16 protein-coding genes and 1 tRNA gene are annotated in these 18037 nt (G+C 62.6%); 4 read left to right on the top strand and 13 right to left on the bottom strand.

The features are described from left to right. Positions 1–7: 7 nt before the first annotated feature. From IVB19_RS14970 to IVB19_RS14960, 3 genes are all read right to left on the bottom strand, one after another. On the bottom strand, positions 8–871 hold the full coding sequence (locus tag IVB19_RS14970; RefSeq protein ID WP_018459265.1) for a branched-chain amino acid ABC transporter permease: 864 nt from the start codon (positions 869–871) through the stop codon (positions 8–10). Between the two features lie 64 nt (positions 872–935). Further along, positions 936–2189: an ABC transporter substrate-binding protein gene (locus IVB19_RS14965; RefSeq protein WP_247821560.1), complete on the bottom strand. Its 1254-nt coding sequence runs from the start codon at positions 2187–2189 to the stop codon at positions 936–938. A 180-nt stretch (positions 2190–2369) separates the two neighbouring features. Further along, positions 2370–2732 carry a DUF1428 domain-containing protein gene (locus IVB19_RS14960; RefSeq protein ID WP_085385621.1) on the bottom strand — a complete coding sequence of 121 codons (363 nt, stop codon included), beginning with the start codon at positions 2730–2732 and terminating at the stop codon, positions 2370–2372. Between the two features lie 299 nt (positions 2733–3031). On the opposite strand from IVB19_RS14960, the gene IVB19_RS14955 reads away from it, so the two are divergent. Next, a tRNA-Gln gene (locus IVB19_RS14955) sits at positions 3032–3105 on the top strand. A 61-nt stretch (positions 3106–3166) separates the two neighbouring features. Here IVB19_RS14955 and rnz read toward each other — a convergent pair. Further along, a complete protein-coding gene (gene rnz, locus IVB19_RS14950; RefSeq protein ID WP_085352786.1) occupies positions 3167–4069 on the bottom strand; it encodes a ribonuclease Z in 903 nt (300 codons plus the stop codon). Positions 4070–4333: 264 nt separating this feature from the next. On the opposite strand from rnz, the gene IVB19_RS14945 reads away from it, so the two are divergent. Next, positions 4334–5836: an amidase gene (locus tag IVB19_RS14945; RefSeq protein ID WP_247369201.1), complete on the top strand. Its 1503-nt coding sequence runs from the start codon at positions 4334–4336 to the stop codon at positions 5834–5836. Positions 5837–5859: 23 nt separating this feature from the next. On the opposite strand, the gene IVB19_RS14940 is transcribed toward IVB19_RS14945, so the two are convergent. Continuing rightward, entirely contained in the window at positions 5860–6465 is a 606-nt protein-coding gene (locus tag IVB19_RS14940; protein WP_018459270.1) for a TetR/AcrR family transcriptional regulator, read from the bottom strand. Between the two features lie 199 nt (positions 6466–6664). Here IVB19_RS14940 and IVB19_RS14935 point away from each other — a divergent pair, with 199 nt between their 5' ends. After that, positions 6665–7906 (top strand): efflux RND transporter periplasmic adaptor subunit, encoded by a 1242-nt coding sequence (locus tag IVB19_RS14935; protein ID WP_247297576.1) that lies wholly within the window; start codon positions 6665–6667, stop codon positions 7904–7906. 150 nt (positions 7907–8056) lie between these two features. Further along, complete coding sequence (locus IVB19_RS14930; RefSeq protein WP_247821559.1) at positions 8057–11245, top strand: efflux RND transporter permease subunit; 3189 nt, start codon at positions 8057–8059, stop codon at positions 11243–11245. Here the strand turns inward: IVB19_RS14930 and IVB19_RS14925 are convergent. The 8 genes from IVB19_RS14925 to IVB19_RS14890 all read right to left on the bottom strand — a co-directional run bounded on the left by IVB19_RS14925 (position 11242) and on the right by IVB19_RS14890 (position 17832). Then, a complete protein-coding gene (locus tag IVB19_RS14925; RefSeq protein ID WP_085352782.1) occupies positions 11242–11970 on the bottom strand; it encodes a sulfite exporter TauE/SafE family protein in 729 nt (242 codons plus the stop codon). The genes IVB19_RS14930 and IVB19_RS14925 overlap by 4 nt on opposite strands. Positions 11971–11984: 14 nt before the next feature. Beyond that, complete coding sequence (locus IVB19_RS14920; protein ID WP_231188607.1) at positions 11985–12161, bottom strand: hypothetical protein; 177 nt, start codon at positions 12159–12161, stop codon at positions 11985–11987. Next, complete coding sequence (locus IVB19_RS14915; protein WP_247821558.1) at positions 12154–12480, bottom strand: hypothetical protein; 327 nt, start codon at positions 12478–12480, stop codon at positions 12154–12156. Before IVB19_RS14915 ends, IVB19_RS14920 begins: the two co-directional genes overlap by 8 nt. Positions 12481–12642: 162 nt before the next feature. Beyond that, positions 12643–13761 carry a helix-turn-helix transcriptional regulator gene (locus IVB19_RS14910; RefSeq protein ID WP_247821557.1) on the bottom strand — a complete coding sequence of 373 codons (1119 nt, stop codon included), beginning with the start codon at positions 13759–13761 and terminating at the stop codon, positions 12643–12645. A 113-nt stretch (positions 13762–13874) separates the two neighbouring features. Continuing rightward, positions 13875–14993, bottom strand: coding sequence for a helix-turn-helix transcriptional regulator (locus tag IVB19_RS14905; protein ID WP_247821556.1), 1119 nt, complete (start codon positions 14991–14993; stop codon positions 13875–13877). A 150-nt stretch (positions 14994–15143) separates the two neighbouring features. Beyond that, positions 15144–15392 carry a DUF6894 family protein gene (locus IVB19_RS14900; protein ID WP_204510928.1) on the bottom strand — a complete coding sequence of 83 codons (249 nt, stop codon included), beginning with the start codon at positions 15390–15392 and terminating at the stop codon, positions 15144–15146. A gap of 81 nt (positions 15393–15473) precedes the next feature. Next, complete coding sequence (locus tag IVB19_RS14895) at positions 15474–16445, bottom strand: helix-turn-helix transcriptional regulator (protein ID WP_018459279.1); 972 nt, start codon at positions 16443–16445, stop codon at positions 15474–15476. Positions 16446–16674: 229 nt separating this feature from the next. After that, the gene (locus IVB19_RS14890) at positions 16675–17832 is read right to left on the bottom strand and encodes a helix-turn-helix transcriptional regulator (RefSeq protein WP_247297578.1); all 1158 of its coding nucleotides are present in this window, start codon (positions 17830–17832) and stop codon (positions 16675–16677) included. Between the last annotated feature and the right edge of the window lie 205 nt (positions 17833–18037).

The raw sequence follows: 18037 nt of genomic DNA, 5'->3' as shown, positions 1-18037 counted from the left end.
CTTCCCATCAGGTCTTGCCCATCAGGCCTTGCGGCCGGAACCAGAGGAAGAGCAGGAACAGGACATAGACGACGATGTCCTTGTAGATCGCGCCGATCAGATAGCCCGACAGCGATTCGATCATGCCGATCAGCAGGCCTGCGACAAGGGCGCCCGGCACACTGCCAAAACCGCCGAGCGACACCGTGACGAAGGCGACGATGCCAAGCGTCTCGCCGACGGTCGGCACGATGTAGAAGAAGTTCGCAATCAGCGCGCCGGCAAGCCCGGTGGCACCGGCCGCAATCGCCCAGGCGATCGCCTGCATGGTATCGGGACGGATGCCCATGAGCTGGGCCGCTGTTTGATCCTCCGCCACCGCCAGCATTTTCGAGCCGAGCGAGGTCCGCGTGAGCAGCAGATGCAGCCCGAGCGTGACCAGCAGCGCGACCACGCCGGCAAGCAGCCGCGAGGCCTCGATGCGCAGGCCCGCGAACGCATAAGTGCCGCCCACGATGTCCGGAGGCATCGACAGGAAGTTGGCCCCGAACCACCAGAACACGGAATAACGCAGCAATAGCGCAAGCCCGAAAGTGCCGAGGATCTGCGCCAGCATCGGTCCCTTCATGATATCGCGGATCAGGGCGAAATAGACCACGACGCCGACTGTCGCGAGCACCAGGGTTGCCAGCGGCGCGCCGAGGATCGGCCCTCCTCCCAACAGCGTGTAGACGACATAGGCGACGTACATGCCGAGCATGACGAAATCGCCATGCGCGAAATTGACGATGTTCATCATGCCCCACACCAGCGTGAGGCCTGAGGAAAACAGGGCATAGACAGCGCCAAGCAGAAGTCCGCCGACGATCACCTGCACGAGTACAAAGGACATGAGCCAGCGTTGCTCTGATCAAATCATTTCGGAAATGGCGGGGCGCGCAGCCCCGCCTTCAATCTCACCAGCCCTTGTAGGGCAGCACCGGCGCCTTCGCGGCGTTGGCCTTCGGCCATACCGCGGTGTAGTTCTCGCCATCCTGGAGCTGGATGATGAGCCCGGAGGCGAGGATATTCTGGCCCTTGTCGTCAAACTTCACGCCCTTGTAACCCATCATCAATTGCTCGGGCTTCAGATCGGTCGTCTTCAACGCGGCCTGGATCTTTGCCGGGTCGGTCGAGCCGGCGCGGTCGATCGCGTCGGCCAGCACGAAGAAGCCCTGCATCTGACGGCCGACGGTGTCGTCCATCTCCTCGCCGCTCTTCTTCTTGTACATGTCGGCGATGATGGCCGATGGTGAGCCGGCCGGCCCCACCGACCATGACGAACGGTTGAAGACGCCTTGCGATATCTTGCCGACCGCCTTGATGAAGGAGGGATCGGAATAGCCGGCGTCATCGGCCAAAAGAACCGCCGGCTTGTAGTCAAGCGACTGCATACTCTTGGCGAACAGGATCGCATCCGACGTGTAGCTGATCATGATGATCACGTCGGGCTTCTTCTCCTTGAGCTGGAGCACCTGGCCCTGAACGTCAGTCGCATTGACGGGATAGGCGACGTCAACTGCGATGACTTGGCCCTTCTCCTTGAAGGCGGCGCTGATCGTGTTGGCGACCGAGGTGCCGTATTCGGTGTTGTCGTGAACCAGCGCGATTGCATCGGTCTTGGCGCCCTGCGCCTTGATGTCGGCGAGGAAATCGACATAGGCCTTGGCGAAGTCGGTGGCGATCGGCGTGGTGCGGAAGAACCATTTGAAGCCGCGCTCGGTGAGATTGGCGGCGACCGACTCGGAGTTCAGAAAGGGAATGCCGTATTTTTCGGCGATGGCGCTCGAGGTCAGCGTGACGCCGGACTGATACGAGCCGAACACGGCGGCTACCTTGTCTTCCGTGATCAGGCGCAGCGCCTGGTTCTGGCCTGTCGCCGGGTTGCCCTGGTTGTCGGCGAACACGATCTCGATCTTGGCGCCGCCGAGGCCCGCAAGGCCTGCGTTCTTGGCCAGCGGCAGAGTGCCGAGCTCGGGATGAGCGTTGTTGATGATGTCCATTGCGACCTCGAGCGCCGCCTTGGCGTGCGCCCCGATCGAGGCGGTGCCGCCGGACATCGGCAGGATCGCGCCGATCTTGACGACCTTGTCCTGGGCCTGCGCGGCTGAAGCGAGCGCAAGGGACATCGCGGCCGCGCAAAGCAGCCCGGTGACGTGCTTCAATCTCATGAAATCAAACCTCCCAAGGGTTTCCCCAACCAGTTTTTTTGGAAGCTCGGCTAAGCGCCCGCTTCCGGTTGTTTATGCCTGGCGATGAGAGGATGGCATGCTGGCCCCGTACCGGCAAGTAAAACGGCTTGCCACGACGCTGCATGGACAAGCACCGACGTGTGGGCCGGGTCAGCGCCCTTACCCCATCACGTCGCTCGCCCGCAGCAGCGTCGTGAAGCCGCCGTAGATCATGCGCTTGCCGTCGAACGGCATACCATCCAACTTCAGCCGCGGGTCCGCCATCACCTTCTTGTTGACGGTGTCGCGAGTCTCCCGGTCGCGATAGACGATCCAGGCGAACACCACGATCTCGTCCTCCTTCGCCATCACCGCGCGCGGAAACGAAGTCAGCTCGCCGTAGGGCACGTCGTCGCCGATGCATTCGACATAATCGAGCGCACCGTGCTCCATCCAGATCGCGCAGGCCGTTTTCGCCAGCGCCTTGTAAGCCTCGATGTTGTCCTTCGGCACGGCCAGCACGAAACCATCGACATAGGGCATCACGGATCTCCTTGGGTTGTGTGTCCGAAGGACGATGCGGTGCGTGACGATCCGACCAGGAAACGTGATTTTCGGATGAGGCAAACGGTCGCGCACCGCCGCGGCGCTCCGCCGGAGCCCATGATGCCGCGGCCCGCACGTCCCATGTGGACCGCAAAACATCCCTGCGTCGCAGCGCTTGCCAGCCCACAGCCGAGCGGGTAGAAACCCTCCACGCTTGAGCCGTGATTTGCGCGATAAGTGCCATCGGCCACAGCCGGACAAATCAACAAGTCATTGAATTTGTTCGGCTATTCCGTTGGGGAATGGTGTAACGGTAGCACAACAGACTCTGACTCTGTTTGTCTAGGTTCGAATCCTAGTTCCCCAGCCACCGCAGGTTAAGCAGCTCACAAACAGACCGTCAGAGATTGCGCTCTCTTTGAGCGGTGCCGCTAAATCACGACGCGATCGAAGTCGGCGGCGATCCGCGTGTTTGGAAAAATCGCTGTCGCTTCGGCCAGAATCTCTTCGTCGCGATAACGCCCCGACATGTGATTCAGCACGAGTTGCCTGACGTTGTTCGCGGCGGCAAATGAAGCCGCCTCGCGCGCGGTGAGATGACCATAGTCCCGGGCGGTCGCGGCGTCGCGATCGAGGAAGGTCGCCTCGATCACCAGCAGATCGGCGTCGGCGACATGCCTGGACAGCCCGTCAGTGGTTTCGGTGTCGCCGATGACCACAATCTTCCTGCCGCCGCTCGGCGGCCCCATGACGTCTTCGGGATAGATCGTGCGGCCGGCGATCACGACTGGTCGTGCCGCGGCCAGTTCTCCGCGCAGCGGCCCATCGGGAACACCGAGCTCGGCGAGGCGCTCCCGCTCAAGATGGCGGCGTGCCGGACTCTGGAAGCAAAAACCAAAGCTGTCGGTGTCGCGGTGACGAACCGGAAAGCAATCGATGGTGAAGTCGCCGGCGTCGATAACCTGTCCTTCGGTCAGCGGTGCGAACTCCACCGGGATCGGCGCCCTGCCCGCGCCCCACAGGCCGGCAAGCATGCGGATGACGATGTCGAGCGTGCCCTGGCCTCCATAGACGGTCATCGCGTCCGATTGCTGACGCAACCCCAGCGTCGAGAAGAGACCGGGGATACCGAGCACGTGATCGAGATGGGCATGCGTCAGCAGAATGCGGTCAAGCCGTCGAAAGCCCGCGCCGCTGCGCAGCAACTGGCGCTGCGTGCCCTCGCCGCAATCGATGAGGACGCGCTTGCCCGTGGCCTCCACCAGGAGAGCCGGATGGTTGCGCTCCGCCGACGGAACGCTGGCGGAGGTCCCAAGGAATGTCAGGGCGAACATGGTCGTCAGTATCCAGGCTTCGCCGCCCCCAATGCCACGTGAGCAGCAGCCCGTACAGAGCCCTCGATCGCGCATAGACCGCGGCAAGCAGTGGGTATCCCGCGATCTGATGGCCAGGCGCCGCCTCCGGCCCCCGACCCGCGGACAGATCTGGTTCCCGTTGCGTGGCCTCCTCATACCATCCGCCAAATTGCATGCTCGATACTCGGATCGATTTGCAGCCGAGCGACATCGACGCGGCGATGCAAGACAATGGAGATCGTGATGCCGCCCGGATTGACCGCCACTGACTGGGACTACGGCTCGATCAGCACATTGCTGAGCGCCCTGCACGCGCGCAAGCTTTCTGCGTCCGAGTTGATCGAGCATACGATCGCGCGCATCGAGGCGCTGGACGGGCAGATCAATGCCGTCATCGTTCGCGATTTCGATCGCGCACGAGACGCCGCGCGCGCCGCCGATACCGCACTTGGTCGCGGCGAGCGGCAGCCATTGCTCGGCATCCCCGTGACGTTGAAAGAACCGTTCAACGTCGCTGGCCTGCCGACGACGTGGGGCTTTCCGCATTTCAAAGATTTCCAACCCGCGGAGGACGCCCTTGTCGTCTCGCGGTTGAAGGCGGCGGGTGCTGTCATCATCGGCAAGACCAATATCCCGATCGGCCTCAGAGATTTCCAGAGCTACAATGACATCTACGGTACGACGAACAATCCGTGGGATCTCGGCCGATCGCCCGGCGGCTCTTCAGGCGGATCAGGAGCGGCGCTGGCTGCGGGATTCGGACCGCTGTCGATCGGCTCGGATATTGGCGGCTCGATCCGGGTGCCCGCGCATTTCTGCGGTGTGTTCGGACACAAGCCGAGCCTCGGCCTCGTCCCGCTACGCGGATACAGCCTTCCGCCGGCACCGCCCGTTGCCGGCCAGGGTGATCTCGCCGTCGTTGGACCAATGACGCGCACTGCCTCGGATCTCGCACTCGCGCTCGACGTGATCGCCGGCCCCGACGAGACGCGCGACGGGATCGGCTATCGTCTTGCGTTGCCGGCCTCACGACACGACCAGTTCAGGGGTTTCAGGATTCTCGTGATCGATACGCATCCGTTGATGCCGACAGGCGATGCCGTGCGTTCCGCCATCGGGCGGTTGTCGGAACGGCTCGAACGATCAGGCGCACGCGTCGCGCGCTCGAGTGCGTCTCTGCCTGATCTCGCCGAATCCGCCCGCCTTTATATGAAGCTGTTGAACGCAGCGCGAAGTCCACGCCTGACACCGGCCGCCCTCGCAGAGGCGCAAGGAGTTGCCGCAGAACTCTCGCCCGACGACCGCAGCCTGCAGGCCGAGCGCGCGCGCGGCTGGGCGATGGTCCATCGCGAATGGCTGGCGACCGACGCGGCGCGCCTGCGGCTGCAACAACGATGGCAGGAGCTGTTCCGCGAGTTCGACGCAGTAATCTACCCGGCCGCAGCCGTACCGGCCTTTCCCCAGGACCAGTCCGAGCCGTTCGACGCGCGGCAACTCGATATCGATGGACAGCTCTATCCCTATGCCGATGCGTGCTTCATCTGGGCAGACCCCGCTTCGACCTGCGGACTGCCTGCAACGGCCGTTCCGATCGAGCGCACGCCATCGGGCCTGCCGATCGGCGTCCAGATCATCGGGCCTTATCTCGAGGACCGCACACCGATTGCGCTCGCTGGACTGATCGAACGCGCGTTCGGCGGCTTCGTCCCGCCGCCGTCGCTGTCTGCCACGCAATCGGAGAGATGAGAGGCGAAGACCCCCAACGATCGTCAGGTTCTTGCAGTCGACTGCGCCTCGACCGCCTGCACCGCCACGCTCGCGACCTGCTGCAATGCCTCGCGGTCGGAGCCTGAGGACGCCATCACGCCCATGCCGACGGAGACGGCCGAAACGTAGCGCGCGAGTGCCGCGGGATCCGAGGTCGGCTTGAGATCGCCTTCGGCCTTGGCGCGAACAAAACGATCGCGAAGCTGGTCCTCGTTCTGGGCGCGCCGAGCGGCGAGTTCGAAGGGGACGCTTTCTGATCCGGTGCCGCATGCAATGCCGCCCTGCACGAGCAGGCAACCGGGCGGGTTGGCGGGATCGGTCTGCTTGTCGGCGATGCCCATCAGCATCCGTTCGGCGACGTCGCGGGCAGTCGGCGCTGCCACGACCTCGTCCATCCAGACGGTGCGCAGTTTGGTATAGCGGTCGAGCGCGGCCTTCAGCAGCCCTTCCTTGTTGCCGAAACAGGCATAGAGGCTGGGCGGATTGATCCCCATGGCTTCGGTCAACTGAGCGATCGTGGCACCCTCATAGCCATGGCGCCAAAACACTTCCATCGCCTGGTCCAACGCCGTTTCGGCGTCGAATTCGCGGGGGCGTCCCATGCCCATGTGCCTGTTCTCCTCGAAATCGGCGTCGTCCCTGACCCTAACGCCGGATCCTATCTCTTTGTTCTCGCTTTATTTTCTCTTCCACTTGCCAATTCTTGCGGTAAACCGCTACAATTTTCTTAGCGAATGGTACATAAGTATCTTGCGCTGCGGTATCCAGCTCCACATCTGTAGTGAACACTACATATCTGGAGCGCAAATGCCCCCCTCCCAAAAGACCTCTCGCCCCGGCCATGTCCGCCGCCTTCTGGGCGGCGTCGCCATCGTGGGCGCTCTCGCCGTAGCCGGCTCGATCGCGACCGGCCATTACTTTCGTTCCGCGCAGGCGACCGCGACCGCCGCGGCCGAGCAAGCCGTCCCTGTCACGGTCGCGCTGATCGAACCAAAGCAGACCGTGCTGTGGGACGATTTCTCCGGTCGGCTCGAGGCCATTCAACGCGTCGAGCTTCGCCCGCGCGTGGCCGGCGCGATCCTGTCGGCCAACTTCATCGAAGGCGCGCTGGTGAAGGCTGGTGACATCCTGTTCAAGATCGACCCGGCGCCCTACGCAGCCGAGGTCGACAAGGCCGCGGCCCAGCTCGAAGCTGCGAAAGCGCGCGTCGTGTTCACGCAGAATGAACTTGAGCGCGGCGCGCAGCTGGTCGGCAACGCCGTGGTGACGCGGCGCGACTACGACCAGCGCGACAACGCCAACCGCGAGGCCATCGCCAACGTGAAGGCAGCCGAGGCGACGCTCCAGACCGCAAAGCTTAATCTCGACTACACCGAGGTACGTGCACCCGTGGACGGCCGCGTCGGCAAGATCGAAATCACCGTCGGCAATCTCGTCGCCGCCGGCACCGCCTCCCCCGTGCTGACCTCGCTGGTCTCGGTCAATCCGATCTACGCGTCGTTCGATGCGGATGAGGAGGTGGTGCTGCGGGCGCTGAACTCGATCGCAGATGTCTCCGGCAAGCGCGGCAATTTGGACCAGATCCCGGTGGAGATGACGACCTCAGGCGGCCTCTCGGCCAAGGGCCACATCCAGCTCATCGACAACCAGGTCAACGGCCAGAGCGGCACCATCCGTGTCCGCGCGGTGTTCAGAAACGAGGACGGGCGTCTCATCCCCGGCCAGTTCGCCCGCGTGCGCATGGGCCAGCCCAAGCAGCAATCGCTGGTCATGATCGACGAGCGCGCGATCGGTACCGACCAGGACAAGAAGTTCGTGATGGCGGTCGGCGACGACAGCCGCGCGGTCTACCGGCCGATCACCCTCGGCGGCTCGGTCGACGGGTTGCGTATCGTGACGACGGGACTGAAGACCGGCGATCGCATTATCGTCAACGGCCTCCAGCGCGTGCGTCCCGGCGCCCTGCTCAAGACGGAGATCGCGTCGATGGGCGCGCGCGGGCCGCAGCAGGCCTCCAACCACAGCAAACAGGACGTGGTGCAACGCTAGCATTCTCCGCTTCCGGAGCGCGCGGGCAGCGCGAGCCGGAATGTCGAATTTGTTGAACTACCAAGACATCACTTCTGGATTTCCGGATTTGCGGGCTTTTCCCGCGCCCGGGAACGGCGGGAGGGTCGTCTCTCGCGCAGGGGCAAAGCCATGAATCTCTCGAAGTTCTTCATCGATCGTCCGATTTTTGCCGGTGTGCTCTCGGTCCTGATCTTCCTCGCCGGCCTGATCTCGCTGTTCGCGATGCCGATCTCGGAATATCCCGATGTCGTGCCGCCCTCCGTCCTCGTGCGCGCGACCTATCCCGGGGCCAATCCCAAGGTGATCGCCGAGACGGTGGCGACCTTCATCGAAGAGCAGATCAACGGCGTCGAAGGCATGCTGTACATGTCAAGCCAGGCGACCACCGATGGCGCGATGACGCTGACGGTGACATTCCGGCTCGGCACCGATCCTGACAAGGCGACGCAGCTGGTGCAGAACCGTGTGCAGCAGGCCGAGCCGCGCCTGCCCGCCGTCGTGCGGCAGCTCGGCATCATCACCAAGAAGTCGTCGCCCGACCTCACCATGGTCGTGCATCTGTTGTCGCCCACCGGCCGCTACGACATGACGTATTTGCGCAATTACGCCGTGCTCAATGTCAAGGACCGTCTTGCACGGATCGACGGCGTCGGCGACGTCCAGCTCTATGGCGCCGGCGACTATTCGATGCGGGTCTGGGTCGATCCGCAGAAGGCTGCCGAACACGGGCTCACCGCAAGCGACATCGTCAAGGCGATCCAGGCGCAGAACGTCGAGGCCGCTGCCGGCGTGGTCGGCTCCTCCCCGAATGTCAAGGGCATCGACCTGCAGCTGTCCGTCAACGCGGAAGGGCGGCTTGCGAACGAAGAGCAATTCGGCGACATCGTGGTCAAGACCGGTACGCGTGGCGAAGTCGTGCGCTTGCGCGACGTCGCCCGCATCGAGCTCGGCGCGTCCGAATACGGCCTGCGCTCGCTACTCGACAACAAGCAGGCAGTGGCGATTCCGATCTTCCAGGCGCCCGGCTCCAACGCGCTGGAGATCTCCGATCATGTCCGTGCCACCATGGCCGAGATCAAGAAGAATATGCCGGAAGGCGTGTCCTACCAGATCGTTTACGATCCCACCCAGTTCGTGCGCTCCTCGATCGAGGCCGTCATTCACACGCTGCTGGAGGCGATCGCGCTGGTGGTGCTGGTGGTGATCCTGTTCCTGCAGACCTGGCGCGCCTCGATCATTCCGCTGCTGGCGGTGCCCGTGTCGATCGTCGGCACATTCGCGGTCATGCACGTGTTCGGCTTCTCGATCAACGCGCTCAGCCTGTTCGGGCTCGTGCTCGCAATCGGCATCGTCGTCGACGACGCCATCGTCGTAGTCGAGAACGTCGAACGCAACATCGAGGGAGGGCTGTCGCCGCGCGACGCCACCTACCAGGCGATGCGCGAAGTGTCGGGGCCGATCATCGCGATTGCGATGGTGCTGATCGCGGTGTTCGTGCCGCTCGCCTTCATCTCCGGCCTCACCGGGCAGTTCTACAAGCAGTTCGCGCTGACGATCGCGATCTCGACCGTGATCTCCGCCATCAATTCGCTGACGCTGTCGCCTGCGTTGTCGGCGCTGCTGCTCAAGGGACACAATGAGCCGAAGGACCGGCTGACGATCATCATGGAAAAGGGCCTTGGCTGGTTCTTCCGTGGCTTCAACAAGGTGTTCACACGCTCGTCGGAGAATTACAGCGGCACCGTCACCAAGGTGATATCAGGCAAGGCCGCAGTGATGGGACTGTATGTGGTGTTGATCGGCGTGACCGCGCTTCTGTTCCAGCAGGTGCCGAGCGGCTTCGTGCCGGGCCAGGACAAACAGTATCTGGTCGGCTTCTCGCGGCTGCCCGACGGCGCAGCGCTCGATCGCACTGAAGAGGTGATCCGCAAGATGAGCGACATCGCGCTGACCCAGCCAGGTGTCGAGAGTTCGGTCGCCTTTCCGGGCCTGTCGATCGCCGGCTTCACCAACTCCTCCAATGCCGGCATCGTGTTCTCCACGCTCAAGCCGTTCGACGAGCGCAAGGATCCTTCTCTCAGCGGCCCCGCGCTGGCGGCCGAGCTGAACAAGAAATATGCCGGCATCCAGGAAGCCTTCATCGCCATGTTCCCGCCGCCGCCGGTCAACGGCCTTGGCACCATCGGCGGCTTCAAGCTGCAGATCGAGGACCGTGCCGGTCTCGGTTATGAGGCGCTGAACGAGGCGACCAAGGCGTTCATGGCGGCGATGCAGAAGGCGCCGGAGATCGCCGGCGTGTTCTCGAGCTTCCAGGTCAACGTGCCCCAGCTGTTCGCCGACATCGATCGCACCAAGGCGCTCCAATTGGGCGTGCCCGTGACGGAGGTGTTCAACACGCTGCAGATTTACCTGGGCTCCTACTACGTCAACGACTTCAACAAGTTTGGCCGCACCTATTCGGTCCGGGTGCAGGCCGACGCGCCGTTCCGCGCCCGCGCCGACGACATCCGGCAGTTGAAGGTGCGCTCGTCCTCGGGCGACATGGTGCCGCTCTCGGCGCTCTTGAGCGTTCGCCAGAGCGCGGGACCCGAGCGGGCGATCCGCTACAACGGCTTCCTGTCCTCCGATATCAACGCGGCGGCTGCTCCCGGCTTCTCCTCCGGACAGGCGCAGGAGGTCGCGACGCGGATCGCGGCGGAGACGCTGCCGCCCGGCTTTGCCTTCGAATGGACCGACCTGACCTATCAGGAGTTCATCGCCGGCAATTCCGGACTGTGGGTGTTTCCGCTGGCGATCCTCCTGGTGTTCCTGGTGCTGGCCGCGCTCTATGAGAGCCTGACCTTGCCGCTCTCGATCATCATGATCGTGCCGATGGGTCTGCTGGCTGCTATGTTCGGTGTCTGGATCTCCAAGGGCGACAACAACGTCTTCACCCAGATCGGCTTGATCGTGCTGGTGGGACTCTCGGCCAAGAACGCGATCCTGATCGTCGAATTCGCGCGCGAGCTCGAATTCGCAGGCCGCACCCCGATCCGGGCCGCAATCGAGGCGAGCCGGCTGCGGTTGCGCCCGATCCTGATGACGTCGATGGCGTTCATCATGGGCGTGCTGCCGCTGGTGCTCTCGACCGGGGCCGGCTCGGAGATGCGGCGCGCCATGGGCGTCGCCGTGTTCTCCGGCATGATCGGCGTCACCGTATTCGGCCTGTTCCTGACGCCGGTGTTCTATGTGCTGCTGCGGACCGTCACTGGCATGAAGCCGCTGACGCATCACGGCAGCGACACCAGCGCGGCGCCGGTGCAACCCGTCGGGCACTAGATCAGGGAAATCCCCGACAGCAACAACAAAACGAGCACGGTCTTGCGAAAGACCGTCTCGTTGACCCTGTGGAACGCGATCACGCCCAGCGCGGAGCCTGCGAACAGCGCCGGCAGGCTAACCGCGAGATCGACGAAGACCTTTGACGACAGATCCTGATGTCCGAACAGCAGCGCGATCGCGAACAGCTGCATCGCGGCGATGAACGGCTGCACCAGGCCGCGCTGCTCGCTCTTGGGCATGCCGCGCATGTCGCACCAGATCGTCGGGATCGCGCCCGGCATCGCGGTCAGTCCGCCGACCAGTCCTCCACCGAACCCGATCAACGCGACCCAGTGCCGCCCGACCGCCTCGCCGGCCGTCACCAGCGTCGGCCGCAGCAGCATGTAGGCCGCATAGAGCGCAACGATAATGCCGAAGCCGCGCCGGAGCAGATGCGTATCGGTGCTCTGGAGCAGCGACACCGCGATGGGAACGCCGATCAAGCCGCCGACGATCAGCAGCAGACTGCCTTCCCAGCGGATATTGCGCCGAAGCGACCACAGATTGGTGGCCTGCACGCCGATGCTGCACGCCATCATCAGCGGTACGGCTTCGAGCGGCTGAAACACCCGGAGCAGGATGGCGCCCGCTACCGCGGAAAAGGCAAATCCCGAGAGTCCGGAGACAAAGGCGCCGGCGAACACGGCAACGCTGAGCAGCATCAGAGTCGTGACATCAGGCACAATTTGCCCTCCGATCAATCGTAGGGAATTTGCGAGACGGGGACATCGGTGCTCTCGGTGCAAACGGTCGGCACGAGTGGAACCGACGGCTGCGCGTAAGCATGAGATCGCTCCAGCATCGCGAGGCCGACCAGTTCGAGAGCGACGAGCGCTGCCGTCAGCGCGATTGCGACGATGCTGGCGTTACGCACGTTCGAATTTGGGGTGGTCGCTCGTGCGCTCGCGCGGATCAACTCCGTTGGCATTTTCAAAGATATCCTCTTCACGGGAAACGGGAATAATTTCATTCAAACACGGCGCTTCGTGCGGCTGGTCCAGCAGGTGGCGATAGCGCCGCAACACGCGCTCCGCGTCGATTTCCCGCTGCGCGCGGAGTACCGCGCCCATGCGGGCGACGATATCGCGGAATCTTCCTGTCAGAAACTGGTGACGCCGTCCGCATGACAATCTCCTCTCAACCTGCACGAGAGATTGACGGAATTCGTTTCCGCTCGCAGTGAGTTGCTTCACAACAATGTCTGGTAGGTCGAACAACAGATCGTGTGACGTCTAGTAGAAGACAACGCGGAAAATCGCGTCATTCGATCGAACGACGTGCGATAACTTTCTAATGATGCTTGTGATTGAACCTATTGCGAGCTACGGCGACTCGCCTGCGTTTTTGAACGCGTCTCAGTGCACGAGCGGATTGGAAAATCCAGCTGCGAGCCTGACGAGATCGGCCTGACGAGAAACGCCGGTCTTGGCGAACACGCGATGCAGATGCGTCTTCACCGTCGTCTCGGCGATACCGAGCGCAACCGCCGTCTCCGGCACGCCGCCGACATCGACGATTGACTGCAAGACCCTCAGTTCGGCAGGCGTGAGCTCGAAGGTGCGGTCAATGAGCCCGGCACACGAGCGGCCGTCGAGTTCCGCTTTCCAGATGAACAGGGCTCCCACTGCCGAACTGCACTCGGCCACCCCGTCGCGCAGCAATGATGGCAGCGCGATGATTTGCGCGACGTAGTAGGAACCGTCATGCGACATCAACGGAATTTTCCGTCCCGAAGATGCCGCCAACGCGACCTCGCTGGTGTCACGGAAAATATCGCGCAAGGCTGAATTAGCAGCGGAAGATCTTGCCACCAACCTGCCCGAGACAGACCGCAGGACATCGTCGACGTCTAGGATCGTCGCCGCGGCCGGATTGCTGTGGATGATATGACAGGTCGAATCGAGCAGGATGACACCGGCATTCAGTCGGTCCACGACGTCGGCAAGCGCGACCGCGCGCTGCTGCTTCCGCTCGATCGCCCGGTTGATCAACAGCGCCCGGCTCGCATGCGGAGCCAGGAACTGCATTCGCGCCCGCTGTTCCGCGCCGAGCATCTCCCTGCCCGGGATCACGGTCATTAGCATCGGACACGGCGACTTCGACTGCTCCAGCACCACGTTGGCGACGTCGACGCAGCCCTGGGGGCGCAGCCATTCCTGGTAGAAGCGGCCGCGGCGGTATTCGTCGAAATCCACGAGATCAGGGATATTGCGCACCTCGCCATAGCGCGGAAGCCGAGCAAGCGGGTCGTATCGGGAGTAGGTCTCCGCATAGAGCTGAATGTAGTACGGATCGACCCCGCAATAATAATGCGTCGCGCCTGATTTGCTGACCGGGTCCTTCGAAATCAGACCACAGGCTTGGCTGCCAATGAAGGCATTGAGTTTGACAACGACCTCGCTCCACAACTCCGGGTGGAGACCCGCGTCATAGATAGTCTCGATCAACTCGGACGGTTTTGGAGGTCGGGGCATCGGAAGAGCCAATGGTGACACATGGAGATGGCGAAATGTTCTTCATGCCTGGCGGCTTCCGTGAGTCTTTCGCGGGAGCGAAAGGTTCAATCGTGAAGGCAAAATTCAACAGTCTAATTCACAAGCGGATTGGAGAATCCTGCCGCGAGCTTAACGAGATCGGCCTGACGCGAAACGCCCGTCTTGGCGAACACGCGATGCAGATGCGTCTTCGCCGTCGTTTCCGCGATACCAAGCGCGACCGCCGTCTCCGGGACGCCGCCAACCTCGACGATCGACAGGAACACGCGCAGCTCGGCCGGCGTAAGGTCGAATGTCCGCGCGATCAATTCGCCATAGGACTGTCCGCCGAGCGATACCTTACGCAGCAGCAGCGCACCGACGGCATCGACCACCCGCTCGCTGCCGTCCCGCAGGACGGACGACAGCGGCAGGATGTGCGCGACGTAGCGCTCGCCCGAAGGCGAAAGCAGCGAAAACGCATGCCCCTTTGCGGCAAGCAGCGCAATTTCATGGCGGGTCGCGAACGCTTCCCACAGTGTCTGATTGGCCTCCGCACTGCTGGTCACCAATTGCCCGGCAACGGACCGAACCAGATCGTCGGCCGCAAGCAAGGCGTGCCCTGCGGAATTCGCGTGCACCACCCGGCAGAAGCCATCGAGCAGGAAGATGCCACAGGCCAAATTGTCCAGGACCTCCGCCAACGCCGTCGCCAGCGTCAGTTGCGAGGTCATGGCGCGGTTGATCAGCAACGCTCGGCTGGCGTGCGGCAAGATCAGCGAGAGGCGCTGCTTCATCACCGGATCCACCATCCGGCGGCCCGACAGCACCGTCATCATCACGGGGCAGCTCGCATTCGAATTCTCGAGCACGACGTTAGCCGCATCGCTGCAACCCTGCGGCCGCATCCATTCCTGGTAAAAGCGTGCTCGCCGATATTCATCGAAATTGACGAGATCCGGGATGCTGACGATCTGGCCATGCGGCGGCAGGACCGTCAGCGGATCGAACTTCGAATGCGTCTCGGAATAGAGCCGGATGTAGTGCGGGTCCGCCCCGCAATAATAGTGCGTGACGCCGAATTTGCTGATCGAGTCCTTGGAAAACAGCCCGCAGGCCTGGCCGCCGACGAAGTCGCGGATGCCGGTGACGACGTTATTCCACAGCGAGGGATCGAGCCCGGCATCGTAGATGGCCTCGACCAGGTCGGGCAGTTTCCGTGGTCCGTGCATGGCTATAAATGGCCTGGGTGATCAATATCACCAAGCATACCACAACCACAGCATGCGGCATCCTCCGATCGGATGAGGCGTCGGCCGGTAACGAGCGGATATTCGTTTCGGGTGCTACTGATGCAGAGTCGCGATACCGCACCGGGATGCTCACATCTCGTCCCAGCCGACCTTCTCCAGATTCTCCGACCAGACCGCGGCGCGATAGATCTCGCGCCCGTCGGCGTTTCTGACCCGGATGCAGGCATCGCGGTCGCGCAAATCGTCGCGCCAGACGAACAGGTGGCTTGCCATCTCGTTGGCCACCACGAATGTCGCTTCGGGACATTCGAACACCATGCCGCCCGGATCGATCTTCACGATATTGCCGATCATAAGATCAAAGAAAAAACGGCGCATGCAACACTCCAACTGGGGGCGGCGCACGCCCGCCCCTGCCGTCTCCAAGCGGCATTTGACTTGAAACTCAGTCGTGCGCGGTCACGACATTTCGCCGCTCCTGACGTCACTGGGCGTGGCGCCATAAGTTCGACGGAAGCAGCGGTTAAAATAGGAGAGATCGCCGAAGCCGACATCGTAGGCGATCGAGCTGACCGTCCGCTCGGCGTATCCGGGTTCCCGCAACATGCGATGGGCGCGCTTGACGCGTTGTTCGATCACGAAGGACGAGAACGTCTTGCCGTCGGCCTCGAACAGGCGCTGGAGATAACGCGGCGTCACGCCGAGCTCCTGGGCGACTGTGGCCACCGACAGGTCCTGCCGCCAGCAATTGTTGGCGATGGAGACTTTGGCCTTCTGCAGCCGTGCCGCCTTCACGCCGCGCCGCCCGGCCAGCTCCCGGGGCTCGTTGGTGGCACCGAGAACGATTGCCAGAAGATCGTGCAGATGCCCGACCCCGAGCTGGCGCAAATTTGGCGTCGCGAACGCCTTCTCCCGCACCAGTGTCTCCGCATAGTTGACCAGCAATCGAAGTCCTGTCGAGCTCTCCGGCATGACACGCATTACGGCGTCATCGACATCCACGATCATCGGCGCCAGCACGCGTCTCGGCACGCGTAGGGAGAAGCAGCTACCCAGCGACAATCGCTCGAACGTCGTGACGTCCTCCGCGCTGGTCAGGACCGCCTCCCCTGCACGAAGGCTCAGATCGTGTCCCCGCTCGGATATTCCAAGTACGCCAGATCGATTCACGATCAGGGCCAGGCTGTCGTCGCCATCGGCAACCAGGTGTTTGGTGCGACTGACGCGCGCTCCGCACAATCCTCCGATCAGCAATTGGGCTTCCGGCAAGACGTGGGACGTGAAGCTCGCCGTAGCCGGCTTTCCTTCTCTCGCCTCGACCTCCGCCTTCAACACCCCGCGGCAGTAGAAATCGCGAAGCAGCGGGATACGCTCGTTTTCGGGAATTTCGTTCGTCGAAACATTAATAATGGAAAAATCAAACTGGCTCACTGCAATCCTCCAACCGACGAGCAGGTCCGGCCGTGCGCTGTCGTTTCCTCACACTCGCGTTTGACGCCGTCGTCGCATCTCTTCGTGGCGCTTGCTGCTCTTCACTTTTCTGGATCGCGATATACGAAAGTATCAAATGACTCGCGTCCTGCATTCGGAGGACACGGGAGCTCGGCTCATCACAATGCATTGAGATCGCGGCACGTATCGGCGAGCCTTGTGAAATGGATCACACGGCGTCGTCACCGCCATTCGTTCGATGCGCGAATGGAACGGCAAAGCCGGTGGCGATCTTGACTAGGTCGGCCTGCCTGCCGGCGCCGGTCTTCTCGAACAGGCGCCCGAGATGCGTCTTCACCGTCGTCTCGGCGATGCCGAGCTTTGCCGCAATGTCGGGGACACCGCCAATCTCGATAATGGCCATTAAAACACGCAGTTCGGACGGTGTCAGCCTGAAGGCCGCCGCAATCGCATCAGCCGCGAGCCATGTCGCCGCCGATGCCTTCTGAACGAACAGCACCGTGGCTGCAGCATCTCGCGATGGAGTGCGATAGCGCTTCAAGGGAAAGGCGTGGAGCAGATAATGCTGTCCATCGACTGATGTCGCAAGCTCGATCTGACGGCGGGCGGCGGAACGAGTTTCGTTGCCTGCATCGATTTCGCTCAGGCCGCGGAATATTTTGTCGGTCTGGGTGTTGCGGGCCACGATCCGGTCGCCGACCATTGCGAGCAGGCTGGCATCGGCGAACAGCCCGCGGCATGCTGCGTTGGCATGGACGACCCGACCATCTGCGTCGAGCAGGCAGATCGCCGTGCTCAGCCCATCCAAGACCTCGGCAAGGTCGTCCACGGTATGCGAGCGTGCCCTGATCTGTCGGCCCATGATCCTGGAGCGCTGAAGGTGCGGCGCCAGCAGCCGCATGCGCTCACGCATCGGCTCGTCAACCATTCCGCGCGACCGGTGGCGCAACACCTGCAGGATTGTGGTGCGCGTGTCCGACTTCTCGAGTGCAACGGTTGCAAGGTCTATCGCTCCTTGCGGTTCCACCCACTCGCGATAGAAGCTCGTTGCCAGGAAATCCGCCTGAGGCATGATGTCGGCTACGCCGATCGTCTGCTCCGCCACGAGCGTAAAATGGCGATCGAGCAGAGGGTCCAGCTCCACATATCGGTCGCGATAAAGCTGGCGGAAGCGGGATTCGGTGCCAAAATGCTCGTGGATCTCGATCGAGAGCCTGGCTCTGTCCCTGGACAGGATGGTCGCGGCACATCCGCCGACGAAATGCGAAACCTGTTCCAGCACCCCGCTGCGCAGCGCGGGATCGACCGCGGCGTCGTAGATCTCGCCGACAAGGGACGAGAATCGATTTGCGTGGAGGATTGTCATCGGCCGGACGACGCAATCTGCGTATGGCTCGGGCGCGCGAGAAAGATCGCGATCCGGGGACTGGCGAAGGAGACGGGCCGTTCAATGGCCGCCTTCGACGGGGAGAAAACGTTGCAAAGAAATGCTGGAATATCGAACATCGTCCTTGCGTAACGTCAACCGCAGGATGCGGCTTGGACGTTTTCGCCAAAGACTAGGATAAATG

The organism is Bradyrhizobium sp. 187 (assembly GCF_023101005.1).
Classification (GTDB): Bacteria; Pseudomonadota; Alphaproteobacteria; order Rhizobiales; family Xanthobacteraceae; genus Bradyrhizobium; species Bradyrhizobium canariense_D.
The sequence above is the reverse complement of the archived record's forward strand: the minus strand, read 5'-3'. Positions and strand labels throughout refer to the sequence as shown.

Excerpts from the sequence above, each read along its gene's own strand:
- IVB19_RS14970 (WP_018459265.1), bottom strand. The coding sequence starts at position 871 with ATGTCCTTTGTACTCGTGCAGGTGATCGTCGGCGGACTTCTGCTTGGC.
- IVB19_RS14965 (WP_247821560.1), bottom strand. The coding sequence starts at position 2,189 with ATGAGATTGAAGCACGTCACCGGGCTGCTTTGCGCGGCCGCGATGTCC.
- IVB19_RS14960 (WP_085385621.1), bottom strand. The coding sequence starts at position 2,732 with ATGCCCTATGTCGATGGTTTCGTGCTGGCCGTGCCGAAGGACAACATC.
- rnz (WP_085352786.1), bottom strand. The coding sequence starts at position 4,069 with ATGTTCGCCCTGACATTCCTTGGGACCTCCGCCAGCGTTCCGTCGGCG.
- IVB19_RS14945 (WP_247369201.1), top strand. The coding sequence starts at position 4,334 with ATGCCGCCCGGATTGACCGCCACTGACTGGGACTACGGCTCGATCAGC.
- IVB19_RS14940 (WP_018459270.1), bottom strand. The coding sequence starts at position 6,465 with ATGGGCATGGGACGCCCCCGCGAATTCGACGCCGAAACGGCGTTGGAC.
- IVB19_RS14935 (WP_247297576.1), top strand. The coding sequence starts at position 6,665 with ATGCCCCCCTCCCAAAAGACCTCTCGCCCCGGCCATGTCCGCCGCCTT.
- IVB19_RS14930 (WP_247821559.1), top strand. The coding sequence starts at position 8,057 with ATGAATCTCTCGAAGTTCTTCATCGATCGTCCGATTTTTGCCGGTGTG.
- IVB19_RS14910 (WP_247821557.1), bottom strand. The coding sequence starts at position 13,761 with ATGCCCCGACCTCCAAAACCGTCCGAGTTGATCGAGACTATCTATGAC.
- IVB19_RS14905 (WP_247821556.1), bottom strand. The coding sequence starts at position 14,993 with ATGCACGGACCACGGAAACTGCCCGACCTGGTCGAGGCCATCTACGAT.
- IVB19_RS14900 (WP_204510928.1), bottom strand. The coding sequence starts at position 15,392 with ATGCGCCGTTTTTTCTTTGATCTTATGATCGGCAATATCGTGAAGATC.
- IVB19_RS14890 (WP_247297578.1), bottom strand. The coding sequence starts at position 17,832 with ATGACAATCCTCCACGCAAATCGATTCTCGTCCCTTGTCGGCGAGATC.